The sequence below is a fragment of the Persicirhabdus sediminis genome (assembly GCF_016595495.1).
Taxonomy (GTDB): Bacteria; Verrucomicrobiota; Verrucomicrobiia; order Verrucomicrobiales; family Akkermansiaceae; genus Persicirhabdus; species Persicirhabdus sediminis.
On the sequence record NZ_JAENIM010000041.1, the window covers coordinates 312,955 to 328,066 of the forward strand.

Annotated in this window: 10 protein-coding genes and 1 pseudogene; 7 read left to right on the top strand and 4 right to left on the bottom strand. The window is 49.4% G+C overall.

The features are described from left to right. Positions 1–672: 672 nt before the first annotated feature. Positions 673–2,535, bottom strand: coding sequence for a transcription termination factor Rho (gene rho / locus JIN82_RS17515; RefSeq protein WP_325099507.1), 1,863 nt, complete (start codon positions 2,533–2,535; stop codon positions 673–675). 775 nt (positions 2,536–3,310) lie between these two features. Between rho and JIN82_RS12030 the strand changes: the two genes are divergently transcribed. From JIN82_RS12030 to JIN82_RS12045, 4 genes are all read left to right on the top strand, one after another. Then, positions 3,311–4,435 (top strand): DNA-directed RNA polymerase subunit alpha, encoded by a 1,125-nt coding sequence (locus JIN82_RS12030; RefSeq protein WP_200311893.1) that lies wholly within the window; start codon positions 3,311–3,313, stop codon positions 4,433–4,435. Between the two features lie 32 nt (positions 4,436–4,467). Further along, on the top strand, positions 4,468–4,893 hold the full coding sequence (gene rplQ, locus JIN82_RS12035) for a 50S ribosomal protein L17 (protein ID WP_200311894.1): 426 nt from the start codon (positions 4,468–4,470) through the stop codon (positions 4,891–4,893). A gap of 321 nt (positions 4,894–5,214) precedes the next feature. Further along, positions 5,215–6,978 (top strand): alanine/glycine:cation symporter family protein, encoded by a 1,764-nt coding sequence (locus JIN82_RS12040; RefSeq protein ID WP_200311895.1) that lies wholly within the window; start codon positions 5,215–5,217, stop codon positions 6,976–6,978. A 130-nt stretch (positions 6,979–7,108) separates the two neighbouring features. Further along, complete coding sequence (locus JIN82_RS12045; RefSeq protein WP_200311896.1) at positions 7,109–8,956, top strand: DNA topoisomerase IV subunit B; 1,848 nt, start codon at positions 7,109–7,111, stop codon at positions 8,954–8,956. Positions 8,957–9,533: 577 nt separating this feature from the next. Here the strand turns inward: JIN82_RS12045 and JIN82_RS12050 are convergent. From JIN82_RS12050 to JIN82_RS12060, 3 genes are all read right to left on the bottom strand, one after another. Continuing rightward, positions 9,534–10,625: an endonuclease/exonuclease/phosphatase family protein gene (locus JIN82_RS12050; protein WP_200311897.1), complete on the bottom strand. Its 1,092-nt coding sequence runs from the start codon at positions 10,623–10,625 to the stop codon at positions 9,534–9,536. Positions 10,626–10,649: 24 nt separating this feature from the next. Continuing rightward, positions 10,650–10,901, bottom strand: coding sequence for a Sec-independent protein translocase subunit TatA/TatB (locus tag JIN82_RS12055; RefSeq protein WP_200311898.1), 252 nt, complete (start codon positions 10,899–10,901; stop codon positions 10,650–10,652). 161 nt (positions 10,902–11,062) lie between these two features. Continuing rightward, entirely contained in the window at positions 11,063–11,380 is a 318-nt protein-coding gene (locus tag JIN82_RS12060) for a Sec-independent protein translocase subunit TatA/TatB (protein ID WP_234041973.1), read from the bottom strand. Between the two features lie 124 nt (positions 11,381–11,504). On the opposite strand from JIN82_RS12060, the pseudogene JIN82_RS17665 reads away from it, so the two are divergent. The 3 genes and pseudogenes from JIN82_RS17665 to JIN82_RS17610 form a co-directional block, all read left to right on the top strand. Continuing rightward, a pseudogene (locus JIN82_RS17665) lies at positions 11,505–11,923 on the top strand (permease); the annotation flags it as partial. Positions 11,924–12,206: 283 nt separating this feature from the next. Beyond that, the gene (locus JIN82_RS12075; RefSeq protein WP_200311902.1) at positions 12,207–13,595 is read left to right on the top strand and encodes a hypothetical protein; all 1,389 of its coding nucleotides are present in this window, start codon (positions 12,207–12,209) and stop codon (positions 13,593–13,595) included. An 8-nt stretch (positions 13,596–13,603) separates the two neighbouring features. Further along, the gene (locus JIN82_RS17610; protein ID WP_325099508.1) at positions 13,604–15,109 is read left to right on the top strand and encodes a sensor histidine kinase; all 1,506 of its coding nucleotides are present in this window, start codon (positions 13,604–13,606) and stop codon (positions 15,107–15,109) included. Positions 15,110–15,112 lie beyond the last annotated feature (3 nt).

Sequence of the window (15,112 nt, forward strand, 5' to 3'; positions counted from 1 at the left end):
TGTAGCGGGTGTGAATTTGTCTGTCTGGCTGGGATGTTTAAACCCTTCGGGTTTGGCTCGGCAGGTTTTGTAGCCGGTGTGAATTTGTCTCTGTAGCCGGTGTGAATTTTTCGGTGTTAATTTGTCTGTCTTGCTATTTATTATTTGTTGCTCTAGCGTCGTTAGTTCCAGCTGAGTTGTGTGGTTTCAGACGCACGGTGGTCCATTCTGCCTTCGGCAGATGATTGTCTGCTTGGCTTGACCACGGGTTGCACTCGCTGGGCTCGTTGACCCGCGGCTAAAGTCTTTAAACCCTTCGGGTTTGGCTCGGCAGGTTTTGTAGCCGGTCTGAATTTGTCTGTCTTGCTATTCGGCTAAAGGGGAGAGAGCTAAACGTGACTGCGCTGAAATGTTCTGTCGCAAGTTGTCTGTCTAGCTGGCTGGGATGTTTTTAGCTGGCTGGAATGTTGTCTGTCTAGCTGGCTGTCTCTAGCTGGCTGGGATGTGGTGCGGTGAGGGCGCAAAAAAGCCGACTTATGAATAAGTCGGCTTGGTAATGTGAAATGGTTTGATTGTCGTGGCTGGCTGTTTTGAGCTAGCTGGCAAAGCTTGTGAGTTAGTGGTTGGTGTCGTTAGGGTTTCATCGTATAGGAATTCACTCTTCTCTCTTCACCATTCACTCTTCCCTCCCCGTTAGCCTTTGATTTCCATGAGCATTTGCGCGTTGTTGTTGAAGCGCTTGAGGAAGAAGATCAGGCGCTCCATGGCCTCCTCAGGACGGTGACCTGATAGGCCGCGGCGGATGAGGTGGATTTTGTGCAGCAGGTGCTCGGGAAGAAGTAGCTCTTCGCGGCGGGTACCGGATTTGAAGATATCTACAGCTGGGTAGATGTATTGCTCGGCGATGCGGCGGTCGAGCACGATTTCCATGTTGCCGGTGCCTTTGAATTCTTGGAAAATGGCTTCGTCTGCGCGTGAGTTGGTCTGCACGAGGGCGGTGGCTAGAATTGTTAGCGAGCCAGCACCACGAGTATTACGCGCGGCGGCAAATAGGCGGCGTGGCATTTCTAGCGCGCCGGCGACGATGCCTCCGCTTTGATATCCACGGTTTTGCTGTTGTTGGCGTCCGCGCTGGAATTTCCCTTTGCCTTGTTGTGGTTTGTTGCCTGAGCTGAGGTTATTATTATATGCGCGGGCTAGGCGGGTGATGGAGTCCATCAGCACGAGTACGTCTTTATTTCCTTCAACGAGGCGCTTGGCGCGTTCGATGCAGAGTTCGGCTAGGCGGCAGTGGCTGCGTGCGCCGTCGTCATTGGAGCTGGCGTAGATTTCGGCATTTGGCAAGACACGGCGAAACTCGGTGACCTCTTCTGGGCGCTCGTCGATGAGCAGGATGATGAGGTGAATGGATTCGTCGTATTTTTCGCGAATCGCTTCTGCCATGTGTAAAAGCATGGTGGTTTTGCCTGAGCGAGGTGGCGAGACGATGAGTCCGCGCTGGCCTTTGCCGACGGGTGAGACGATGTCTAAGACGCGGGTGGTGAAGCGCTCAGCGGTGGTCTCAAATGGGATGCGTTTGTCTGGGTTGATTGCTTTGAGTTCATCAAAGTGAGGCAGCTTGAATGCGTCAGCTGGCTCGATGTCGTTGATGGAGTAGATCTCAGTGAGCTGAGGTCCGCGGTTGCCTTCTTGTGAGGCCCCCTTGATCCATGCGCCGAGACGTAGCCCGTGTTTGCGAATGGTTTCTGGAGTGACAAAGACGTCACCGCGATCTTGTGAGAAGTTCTTTTCTGGAACGCGCAGGAATCCAAATCCTTTAGGCGCAATTTCTAGCATGCCTTCGACATCGGTCTTTGGGCCGTCGAGTACTGGCTGTTTGCGTTCTCTGCGCTCGTGGTTGCGCTCGTTTCTGTCGTGGCGGCCTTTGCCGTCGCGTTTGTTGTGGCGCTGGTTTTTCTGCTGGCGGCCACCGCGGTTACCATCTTGGCGGTCGTTGCCTTGCTGGCGGTCGTTGCCTTGCTGGTTGTTTTGGTTGCGGCGGTTTTGCACACGTCCACCACCTGGTACACGTCCTTTGCGTTGTTGTTGATTGGAGTCGCGTTGCGGTTGTTGATTTGAATCTGACGGTTTGCGGTTTTGCTCGCGTCTTGGTGATTCTTTTTGCGCCTGGCGATTCTCTTTTGCTGGCTCAGCTGGTTGAGCGGGTGATTCCTGTTGAGCTGGAGCTGGTTGGGCAGCTTGTTGCGCTGGCGCTGGTGCTTGAGCTGGCTCGTCGATGACGGCTGTTTGTTTGGCCGCTGCGAGTGGGAGCTCAGTTTGTTCAGCTGGCGCTGGCTCGTTGGCGACTGGCGCTGGGCTAGCTGGCTGGACATCCTCTTTTACGGCGGCTTTTTTGGCAGCTTTTTTAGCGGTGGTCTTTTTAGCAGCTTTTTTCGCGGTCTTTTTGGCTGCCTTTTTCGCGGTTGCTTTTTTGGCAGTTTTTTTCGCGGTTGCCTTTTTAGCGGCTTTTTTGGCCGATTTCTTGGCAGCTTTTTTGGCCGTTTTTTTACTGGTCACTTTGGAAGTGGCAGGTTTTTCGGATTCAGCTGGCTGATCACTCTCTAAACTAGTTGAGGAGTCTGTGCTCATAAAATATCAATTTTAGGAAAAATGGGAAAATTGTTGTGCGCTGGGTTTTTAGTCAGTCGCGGCCACGTCGATCTATATGTCTCTATAGTGTGAGTGGGTGATTTTTGTTTTTATTATAAATCGGTATGGGCGGTCTCGGCATCGCTGGCGCGGAGCGGCTGGCTCGGGCTGGATTGGTAAAGCTGACTATGGTCGGGCAATAGTGGCGCTGGGAGTACTGGCTGGATAGCAGGCATACGATGAGAGCGTGATTTGATCGAACGGGCACTAGGTTGTGTGCATATCGCAAATAAAATAACCACTCAATGGTCATGAGAGTCGCGATCGAAGTAGCCAAATTGCTCGATGCAGCTGAGCTGGTCGCAGCGAACCACTAGTTCTTTATTCACTAAGAATGTAATGAGAGGGTAGTGGTGGATACGAATGGGGCTAATTCCCGATGGCTGCAGCAAATTTGCTTGTGCAAAATCTGGCGGCCATGTCGTTCAGATAGGTTAAATATGCAGAGTGTGGAGCTCTCTGGCAATCACTTTTTTACATTAGTATGAATGAAAGCAATAATTGCCGCAAAAAAACGGTTGCAAACTGATGACAATTCGACTTAATTCGCCGCCCGCGAGTCCCGAAACCAGCCGTTGGTCCTCCTTATTTGACTTTGTCAAAGAGTGCTCGCAGGAGGGAAACCCGGCAAACAGAACATATTATGTCTGAAGAAATCGAAAATAACGTAGAATCACAAGACGATTCAAAGTCATTCAAGCTTGACCGCTTTGAGCTGCCAAACCGCCTCACTAAGGTAGAGGAAACTGAAACCGACCTATTTACTCAGTTCATCGCTGAGCCATTTGAAGGCGGATACGGCCACACTATTGGTAACTCACTGCGCCGCGTTCTGCTGTCATCTCTCGAAGGTGCAGCCATCACATCTGTACGCATTGCTGGCGTACAACACGAATTTTCTAGTCTTCCAGGAGTTGTGGAAGACGTTACTGACATCATCCTCAACCTCAAGAAGGTAAAGTTTAAGCACCACGGCAAAGAGTCACGTGTACTTACTATCAAGGTTGAAAAAGAAGGTGCTGTCACAGCTGGCGACATTAACGAAGATAACCTCTACGAGGTCGTTAATAAGGACCAGATCATTTGCCACCTCGACCGCAAGGTTAAGTTCGATTGCGAACTTGAAATCAAAGTTGGTCGTGGATTTTCTACCGGTGACGAGAACAAGCGCCCTGACATGCCAATTGGTGTGATCGCGATTGATTCTATCTACTCACCAGTAGTTCGCGTAAAGTACGCGGTTGAGAATACCCGTGTGGGTCAGATGACTGATTACGACAAGCTCGTACTCGACATCAACACAGACGGCCGTGTTTCTCCATCAGACGCTCTTCTACAAGCCTCAGCTATCCTTCGTCACCACCTCGACGTATTCGTTAACTACGACGAAAACCTCGTGGACTTTGAAGAAGCACCAGCTGAGCAAAGCGAAGAAAATGCTGCGCTTAAGAAGCTGCTCAACATGAGCGTTAACGAAATCGAGCTTTCCGTGCGTGCGGCAAACTGCCTCAACAACGCCAACATCACTACTGTTGGCCAGTTGGCAACAAAAACTGAAGCAGAAATGCTTAAGTATCGTAACTTCGGTAAGAAGTCACTCAATGAGATTAAGGATAAGCTCGTCGAGCTTGGCCTTGGCCTCGGCATGAATATCGATCCTTCACTTCTTACTGGTGCAATGCCGACCGTTGGTCGCCAAGGCATGATGGCAGAAGAGGAAGCACCAGTTGGCCTTGCTGACTTGATCGCACAGAACCTCAACGACTAATCCTTTATTAACTCTTAAGAAAATTATTTCCCATGAGACACAGAAGTAAAACTGCTAAGCTCCAGCGTGACGCTGCACACCGTCGCTCACTTTTGGCAAACCTTACATGCAGCCTCATCGAGCATGGCCGCATCCGCACTACTCTCGCAAAAGCTAAGGCACTTCGCCCAGTTGCAGAGAAGATGGTAACATTTGGTAAGCGTGGTGATCTTCACGCACGCCGTCAAGCAATCGCATTCCTTCGTCAGAAGGAGCACGTGAAGCACCTTTTTGGCGCTATCGCTGCTGCTAATGCTGACCGTCCAGGTGGCTACTGCCGCATCACTAAGCTTGGCGCACGTACTAGCGACGCTGCACCTATGGCCTACATCGAGTGGGTTGAAGCTGAAGCGATTGCTGCTGCATCTGCTCCTCAGTCTGAAGAGCCAGTTGCTGAAGCTGCTGCTAGCGAAGAGTAATCTAAGCAATATTATCTTTCAAAAGCACGTCCCGTCACGGAGCGTGCTTTTTTTTGTTCCTAGATATTAGCCAGCCCGCATTTGCAGAGCTGGTAGCTAGCTGGCTGGAATCGTGTGCCTGAGCACGCTGGCAGCTTGTAGATGGGCGGTTAACTGGCGCGCTGACGTAACTTGCGAGGGTTTGTATTAGCCTATTCACGAGTGGGTTGAGTACAAAGGATTGGCTGAAACGGTCGATTGACGCTCTTTATACTTGAGCTGGCGGCTTGCTTTGCTCAGCTTTTGATTTGTCGTTTCCAGAAAACGGCAAGATCCTTGATTATGAATGCCATTGCCTCTCTACGCCGACTCTTTGCCTACTTAATGATATTCCCGATGATGATAGGGGTGGCGACAGCTGGGGAGGAGCAGCCAGTTGGGTTTGCCGATAAGCTGGATGCACATCTAAGTACCTTTGTAACTTACTTGTACGATGTGGTATTTGTTAAAGTACCTATCTGGGGTGAGCATAAGGTGCCTGTGGTTTTGATCTTTTTGGTCGTCACGGGTGTGTTTATGACGATCTATTTCAAGTTTCTCAACGTGAGAGCTTTTGGTTTGGCCATCCGTACGGCGCGTGGAAAATACACACCAAAAGATGCTCCCGGTCAGATTACCCATTTCCAAGCGCTCACTGCAGCGCTCTCGGCTACTGTTGGTTTAGGTAATATTTCAGGTGTTGCGATTGCGGTCGGCATTGGTGGCCCCGGCGCTACTTTCTGGATGATCATGATGGCTTTGTGCGGCATGACGACTAAGTTCTGTGAGTGTACGTTGGGTGTGAAATATCGCAAAATCGACGCGCAAGGAAAAGTACACGGTGGTGGTATGTACTACCTCAGCCAAGGACTTAAAGAGCGCGGATTAGGCAAGCTAGGTGCTGTTCTGGCTGTGTTCTTTGCCATCATGTGCATTGGTTCAGCAATTGGTGCCGGCAACATGTATCAAGTCAACCAGGCAACTACGCAGATGTCGCAAGAGTTTGGTTTGTTTATCGAAGATATTCACTTCTTGGGCATGGATCTGCCTGGTTCCTTGGTTTTTGGTACCATCATCGCAGTGATTGCAGGTAGCGTGATTATTGGTGGTATTGTTTGGATTGCACGCGTGACTTCTATTCTGGTACCGTTGATGTGTGGTGCTTACGTGATTGGCGCATTAATTATTATTTTCGGTAACCTAGAGATGGTGCCTGGCGCATTTAAGTCAATCTTAGTAGGCGCATTCAGTTCGGCAGCTTTGGGCGGTGGATTTATTGGTGCCTTAATTCAAGGGGTAACTCGTGGAGCCTTCTCCAACGAAGCTGGATTTGGTTCCGCTCCAATTGCTCACTCAGCAGTGAAAACTAAAAAACCAGCTAGTGAGGGGCTGGTAGCTTTGATTGAGCCATTTACCGATACGGTGGTTGTTTGTACCATGACGGCATTGGTATTGGTGATCACTGGTGCGTGGAATGTAGACGCATTAACCAATAAAGATGAAGTCGCCTTATTTAAAGGTCCCGAAGCCAAGGTTATGGTTATCGATGACCTTGAGCAGGGCTCTGAGCTGTCGTTTGTGAAAGCAAAGGTGAATGCCGATGGTAACTATTCGGAAGTCTATAAAGATAGTAATCCTGAAGAGACCTACTGGGTGGCCAACGCTGACATTGACGTTGTTGAAGGCATTCGCCGTACATCATATGCGTTCCAGCAGGAGCTTCCTTGGTTCCCTGGCCTACTTGGTGTTGCCGTTCTATTGTTTGCGTTCTCCACTATGATTTCGTGGTCGTACTACGGTGAACAGGCGGTGATTTACCTATGTGGCCGTCGTATTCCTGGGGTAGTTCTCGCTTATAAGCTTATGTTCTGTGTCTTCTCCGTCATTGGTGCGGTGGCTTCACTGACGAATGTTCTAGCCATTTCAGATGCCATGTTCTTTGCCATGATGGTGCCAAACGTCTTTGCCTTATTCATTCTGCTGCCAGTAGTGAAGCGTGAACTGAAAGATTTCCAACAGCATGCAGCTGATATCGATTCCGGCGCTAAGTCAGTGGAAGACGATTAATCGATTCTAGCTGAAACTTGGCATTGTCAGTTAGGTATATTTAAGCCAAGTTAATTATCTCTCTCGACCTGTTCGCGTCACCCACGGTGAACAGGGCGAGATTTTTGTACCAAAATTTTTCACACTATCTATGGCCGCAAAGTATACCGAAGACGACATTAAGAGCTTAGATTGGAAACAGCACATCCGCATGCGCCCTGGCATGTACATTGGCAAGCTGGGTGACGGGTCACACGCTGAAGATGGCATCTACATTTTGCTCAAAGAGGCGATGGACAACTCGGTTGACGAGTTTGTCATGGGCCACGGCGTTCGCATTGAGGTCAATATCGATGAAGCTGGGCGCGTGGAAGTCCGTGACTACGGTCGTGGTATTCCGCTGGGCAAGCTGATGGACTGTGCCGCCAAGATCAATACCGGTGCCAAATACGATAGTGAAGCATTCAAAAAGTCAGTTGGCCTCAATGGGGTTGGTATCAAGGCGGTGAATGCGCTTTCACAGTTTTTTGAAATCCAAGCGTGGCGCGAAGGTAAAACCAAAGCCATCGAGTTTAGCAAAGGTGAAGTGGTCACTGAGATGAAACGCGCTCGCGCTGACGACGGCCCAGATGGCACGCGTCTCGCTTTCGACGTGGATACGTCAATTTTCCCTGAGCAGACACGCTTCCGTGCTGGGTTTGTGGAGAAAATGTGCCGTTATTATTCCTACCTGAATCCAGGATTGGAAATCGTCTTCAACGGTCGCAAGTTCAAATCAAAAAATGGCCTGCTCGACCTTCTCAAAGAAGAGATGGACGGCGGTGCGCTCTACGATCCTATCCACCTATCAGGCAAGGACATCGAGATTGCTTTCACCCACACAGCTGATAGCAGCGAAGATTATTATTCATTTGTTAATGGCCAGAATACTCACCAAGGCGGTACGCATTTGGCGGCATTTCGTGAGGCCATTGTGCAAGCAGTACGTGGGTTTTATAAAAAACAATATAACCCGTCGGACATCCGCTCAGGCATCGCTTCGGCAATTCTAGTGCGCATCGAGGAACCAGTTTTTGAGAGCCAGACAAAAACCAAGCTGGGCAGCATGACGGTATCGCCTGAGGGCGAAACCATTCGCACATTTGTGGTCAATTTCCTCAAAGAACACCTCGATAACTACCTGCACAAAAACCCTAAAACGGCGGAAGCTCTGCAAAAGAGAATCCTTGCCGCTGAGCGCGAACGCAAAGAACTCACTGGCGTCAAAAAGCTGGCTAGAGAACGCGCCCGCAAAGCTAAAGTTCACAATAAAAAACTTCGAGATTGCCGCGTCCACTTCAGCTCGAAGAAAAAGCGCCGCGAGGAAACTACAGTTTTCATTACCGAGGGGAACTCAGCCAGTGGCTCAATCACCAAGAGCCGCGATGTAGAAACCCAAGCGGTATTCTCGCTGCGCGGAAAACCGCTCAATTCGTATGCCATGAAACGTAAAGTGGTTTATGAAAATGAGGAATTTAACCTGCTTCAGCACGCGCTCGACATCGAAGAAGGATTGGAAAACCTGCGCTACAACAAAGTAGTGATCGCGACCGATGCCGACGTTGATGGCATGCACATCCGCCTGCTTCTGCTAACATTTTTCCTGCAGTTCTTCCCTGAGCTGATCCGCAATGGCCACCTGTATATCCTACAGACGCCATTGTTCCGTGTGCGTAATAAAAAGCAGACAATTTATTGTTACAGCGAAGACGAGCGTGTAGCTGCCATGAAAAAAATTGGCAAAAACCCAGAGATTACCCGATTCAAAGGTCTCGGTGAAATCTCAGCTGACGAGTTTGCTTTCATGATCGGGCCAGACATGCGTCTCGACCCAGTTCTCATGGAAGAAGGCAAAGGTGTCAAAGAAATGCTCGCCTTCTACATGGGCCGCAATACGCCAGAACGCCAACAATACATCATCGAAAACCTACGCGTCGACATCGACGACGCCGAGGTTTAGGGGGGCGAGTGATCAGTGATCAGTGATCAGTGTTCAGTGTTCAGTGTTCAGTGTTCGGGCTTCGCTATCAGTTAAGCCTTCATAGGCATAAGGCACTGACGGCGATGATTCTAGCTGGGCTTCATACGCTGGAGCACTGATGGTGGCAATTCTAGCTGGGCTTCATACGCTGGAGCACTGATGGTGGCAATTCTAGCTGGGCTTCATAGGCGCGGGGCTTTGACGGCGATAATCTAGCTGGGCTTCATAGGCACGGGGCACTGAAGGCGATAATTCTAGCTGGTCTTCATAGGTATGGGGCGCTGAAGGCGGCAAAGAACAAAGCCCAGGGCTTCAGCCCTGGGGAAGGCAGGTGTCAGCCACGCGCCCTGAAAGGGCGCTAGAAAACTTCATTTGGCGTGTGGCAACATTTTCAGTTTTAACCACTAGCAAGCATTATTTTTTAGCTGGCTTTGGTTCCTAACTGGCTGTGCTTTCATCTGGCTCTGTTATGACAATTTCCAGCTGAAAATATATCTTGTTAGAAATTGCCTCACGCTGGCACCATATCATGCTAACCATCTAATCACCTGACCGGCTACTTGTTTTTCATGACTAACAAAAGCGGCCGGTGATCGCTGGCAAAATACCAACTCTTAGGAGAGAGAATCTGACTATGCTTACAGCTGAAATGTTTCTGCAGCTTGGCGCTGAGCAGGAAATAATCCAGCCGCGAGTAGTGGTCCTGTAGTTTCCAATAATGTGTCCACCTCTGGCCGTCGGCATCGCTGATAGATAATGGTGTGAGCTGGCTGGATTTCTCCCCCGAACTGCACAAGGCATGCACGGCGGCTGAGTTTCTATGGTCGTTGAGGTCACCGTGAACGACTAACTGAATGTCTGGGTTTTGCTTAAATTGTGCGTCAATATAGGTTCTAGCGAGCTCGGCTTCATGGCGGCGCAGCGCAGCTTGATCTGCATAATCAACTGGGCGCATCGACTTCAGATGTAGGCCAAGAAAGTGCACCGGCCCGCTCTCAAAATGAATGGAGGCATGCAGTAGTCCACGCGACATTTCAAACCGTCGACCATCTAGCTGGAAACTGGTTTTCTGATCGTAATGGTGCGGGTGGATGGGAAATCTTGACAACATGGCGAGGTGGCGCACGGGATCGCGCCCGCAGTGCATGTGGCTAAATGGCATCGGCTGGCCACGTTTGGCTAGCTCCAGCTGCAGACGTTTGAGATCTTTCTCGCTCCCCATTTCACACACACTGAGAACATGCGGCTGGGCGCCGGCAATGATATCGGCAATCAGCTCAATCTGTGCAGCGGATTTCACCGGAATCTCTTGCTCGCGGCTGGCATCACTTTCCTCGCACAGAAAGTGGCGCAAGTTGTAGCTGAGCACCCGTAGGCCATCGGCGGGAAATATTTCCTCACCGGCTATCTCAGCTGATTGCTGGGCATCATTTGTAGACGCTGGACCAGCTGGCGCGGGAGTTTCCTGCTCGGCGCTTGGCCAGCTCGGTGTGGATTTCTCCTCGCATGACGACTGGCTCAGGGTGAGCAAAAGCACTGCCAGTGGCCAAAAAAAGACCCCGAGCTGCAAATGCATGACTCGAGGTATAATGGCGCCGCAATTACTGCGGCGGTTGGTGATGTTGAGCTTGGCGTGGGGAACTGCCATTGGCCAATTTATTTCAGCTGGTGATTAAGCGTCTTCGCTATCAGATTTCTTAGCTGCAGGCTGCGCAGGTTTGGCAACCGGTGTTTTTTTTGTCTCAGTTTCAGCACTGGTGATTTCGTGCTCAAATTCTTCTTTAGCACGCTTGAATTCGCCCATGCTTTTGCCGATTCCGCGGGCAAGCTCAGGCAGCTTCTTCGCGCCAAAGAGAAGAAGAATGAGGATGAACAAGATGACCATTTCTTGTCCGCCGAGAGGTCCGAATGCGAGAGTGTTCATAGCTTTGACCGCAAACTAAGGGCGCAAGGCGACTAATGCAAACGTTATCTTTGCGAAATAAACCGCAATTTATGCAGAGATTCAGCCCTGCTTAGCTGGCTGGAGGTCTCATTTTAGCAATGAAACTCCAGCTAGAAGTCTCTTACTCAGCAGCTAAGGAGCTACGCTTTGTCCTCAGTTTCCACTGATGGATTAGCTGATGTAGTTTCCGCTGGAGCATCGGCGGATTTGGCTACCGGGCGGTGCGCAGGTTTTGCTGGCGCAGCTAGCTCAGCATCCTGAGAGCGTGTCATTTCGTGCTCAAATTCCTCCTTCGCACGGCGAAATTCGCCCATGCTCTTGCCAATGCTGCGCGCGAGGCTAGGCAGCTTTTTAGGCCCAAAAAAGAGCAAAACGATGAGAAAAATGACGACCATTTCTTGGGCGCCAAGTGAGCCGATAAATGCGAGTGAGTTCATGATAATAAAAAAAAGATTCATAAGGCCTACGTGGCCTTATAAGTTTAAACGTTACGACGAGATGGAATTGTTCCAGAATTCTTGAATTCACCTTCTTTTTTTTGCTCACGATTAACTCTCCATCTGTCAGCACACTATAGCTGAGTTTGCTAGCCCATTGTTAAACACAACTATTATTGGCCTGTTTGCCATTACCTTTGGTCTCAAAGTGACCGTATTTTATATAGCCATCTCCATGGGCTCATTGATCTACGGATTTATGCCAATCGGATTTGTTTCGCAGGTAGCCAATGAAGATAACCTTTTTGCCATTCCGGTAGCGGCTGGATTGTCATCCCACTCTATATCCACGCTGAAGCGGTCAATCCATTGAGCTCAGCTCTAGCAGCTAAAGGCATGGGCTTAGGAGCGGTCATGGCATTGATTATTGGCAGCGCGGGAGCCAGCTTGACGGAAGTGATTCTGCTGCGCTCTATTTTCAAAAATACCATGATCATTGCCTTCCTTGTAGTGATACTTGGCATGGCTGTTAGTGCGGGCTACCTCTACTCCCTGTTATTTTAGGACAAAGCCTACAGCCATCGGCAAGGCCGCTAGTAGGGGACTGCGCAAAATATAGCAGCTGGAGAATCACGAAATAGCCAGCTGGGAATCGTAGCTTTCCAGCTGGCTTGTTATTTATTTTAAGTTGGTTACATGGAAGGTTTTCCTCGTGTAGTGTGATTCTTTTATATTCTGTTTTTTTATATTAGTCAGAGTCATTTGTTTCAGTGTAAAAATAATTTTACAAACATTGGTGGGTCATTTGACATCTGACTGCTAGTTTTGAGCTAGATTTCGATCAGCTATGAAAATGACCTATTTAATAAGCCTTGTTCTCTTCACTGCCTCAGCAGCTGGGGCGTTCGCTCAAAATGAGAAAAATCCATTCAAAGAGAGGAACGCAAAAACCGCTGAGGAAGCAAAAAGTCGGCCAGTGAATATCATTAGTTTGTTTGAGTATATAGAGGTTCCCAAGCAGAAGTTAGATCATCTGTTGATCAACTCAGGAGAGCTTGAAATCACTAGAGAGCAGGCGCAAAAGTGGGTAGATGCAGGGGAATCCAAAGTGATTCGGTCGTCGTTGACGATCTCTTTAAACACAGAGAAGGGGCGTAACGAAAGTTTGGTAGAGGTGTATAGGCCCACTAAATACAACTCGGTGGGTGTCGGTGCATGGCCAGTACCAGCCTCGTTTGTGAAGCAGAATTTGGGATTCAGTGAGGATTTTGAGTTACATATCAATGAGGACGGCAAAGGGATCGAGTCACGTATTGTGGTGGACTATTCAGTTCTTAAAGAAGGGCCAGCCATTCACCCTTTGGTCACAAAGACGAGAGAACCAGAGGATGTATTGATGGCTTCATTGAGTCACTCATCGTTCACCTTCGCCAATCTATCGATGAAATTTGGGGAGAGCTATTTGATTGGTCGACTGGAGGATGTCCACTCAGAAGGAATGTCGTGCCTCGTGTTTTACAAAGCTGCAAAGTGGCAGGTTCCCTTGCTCGATAGTGAATTAAGAAAAGGGGGGAGTGATGTTCAGCAATATACGATGCATGCCCATTTTGTTACCGTTAATCAATATGGTTGGAGTGAGATTGTCAGCGATACTCCTCTGAGTGAATTAGCTGAAAGTAGCTGGGAGAAAGTATTGAGATTGGCTAAGGTAGGAGAGGCTGAATTTGATGGTTCTCTGGTCATGCGTAGTGCCCACAATCATCGGGCTAAGGCGACGAATGTGACGCAAATACCTTTTTCTCTACAGTTTGCACAGTCGATTAATAAAGGGGGGGCGAGCATACCGCCTTTGAGTGTGGAATCTGCTCTGGTGACAGTTGGCCCAGGTGGTGAAATGAATAATAAAGAGCTCACCTTGATGGCTAATCACCAGCAGGAGGAGGGGCTGAGTTTAGAGTTTTACTGTGATTTTGAGCAGGATGGGGCGTATCTTAAATACTTTTCAGCTCCAAAAAAATCATCACTGGCTGGATATAGTGTGCACCATCGTGTTCGTGATGGAGAGACGTGGATCCCTGACGCTGAGACACCCCGTATTAAAAGCTCAACGATTCATTCTGCATTTATGCTCACTCCAAACCAGATGACGCTTGCTGGGGTACTGGGGGGAACAGATAAGGACGGTAAGCCGGATCCTAAAAAACTGACTCTGTTATTCGTTGAGGCGAAGTTATAATGGGTGGAGTGATTCAACAGAAGGCAGCCTCGCGACGAGTCTTGATCGTTGCGGTGGTTCTAGCGGGTATTGTGATTACTGTTGGTTTTGGTTTGGCTCGGAGGGTCGATCTAGTGAGCACTGATCAAGGTGAACAATGGCTTGAAGATGAGCACCGTTATTTGATTGCTCAGATCGACCTATTGGAAATCCAGTGGGAGCAGGCGCTTGAGGAGGCGGCTGACTTTGAGCTTGAAGCGAGTAAACGCGAGAGAGGTGAGGCGGCTAGAGAGGTGCTCGGTCTCAGGCAGGTGAGTTATTTTGGAAAAAGGGGGGAAGCTCACGAGTTGGTTGAGTTTCCGCTACAAGGCCCCGCACCTTTGGAGCCGTCGTTGTTGTCTGGTGAGTTGGTTTTAACAAACGAAGAAGTGTTTTCTTCACATAACCCTATCTGGATAGATGACGCTGGACGTCCCTTGATGTATCGAAAGGCGGATGCTCACGGCTCTGCTGTGGTTTTTATTTTGAATAAAAAGATCGCACGGGGTGTTGTGTTAGGAGAGTTGAAGTCCTTGATGAGAACCGTGCCGCGGGTGGTACCTGCTGGTGGTTTACTGGAGTTTTCTGGTGATTCAGGGAAGGTGTGGTTGTCGAGAGGTGATGCTGATTGCAAGTCTCGCCCAGCTGATGAGACCTTGCGTCATTACTCTCGTTTTGGCGAATGGCCGATTCGCTATTGGCGGCCACGTAAGGAGGTCGTTAGCTATGAAGCCAGCGTGCTAGGAGGCATGAGTTTGGTCGCGTTATTGATTCTAGTTGGCGGCTACTGGGCCGACCGAGAGCAGGCACGAGCACTGAAGCTAGCCGCTCAGCGGGTGAGCTTTGTTAATTCGGTCTCACATGAGTTCCGAACGCCATTGACCAATATCTTGCTCACGACTGAGCTGGCTCAAGAGGATAGTCGTGAGCCAAAGGCAGAGCGTCGACTGGCCTTAATTTTGGATGAGGGGCGCCGACTATCACGGATGGTTGATAATGTGCTGAGCTATGCGCGAGCGGAGCGGGGGAAGCTGCAGCTAGGGCAAGTCCGAGAAGTAAAGTTGGCGGAATTTTTGGAGAGTTGCTTGCAGCAATTTGAGATATTGTTTGCTCGCAAAGGGATCACCTGTGAGTTGGATGTTTCAGGCGACGAGCGAGTTGAAATTGAGGTCGATTTTCTTTCCCAGATTGTACTGAATCTTCTTTCAAACATTGAGAAGTACGCTGGGGATGGAGCCGTCGCAAAAGTAGAGGCGGTGGCAGGGAAAACCCTCCGAATTACAGTTTCGGATAATGGAGTTGGAATTCCAGCTGAATTAAAATTCCGCATTTTCGATGCCTTTGAGCGCGGAGGAGATTCTGTGACATCGACCTCATCGGGTACAGGCTTAGGCTTAGCGATCAGTAGAGAGCTCGCAAGATCGATGGGCGGAGATTTGCAGCTGAAGAATTCAACAAATGGTGCTGTCTTCCTCTTGGAGATCCCCTTATTTTAAAAC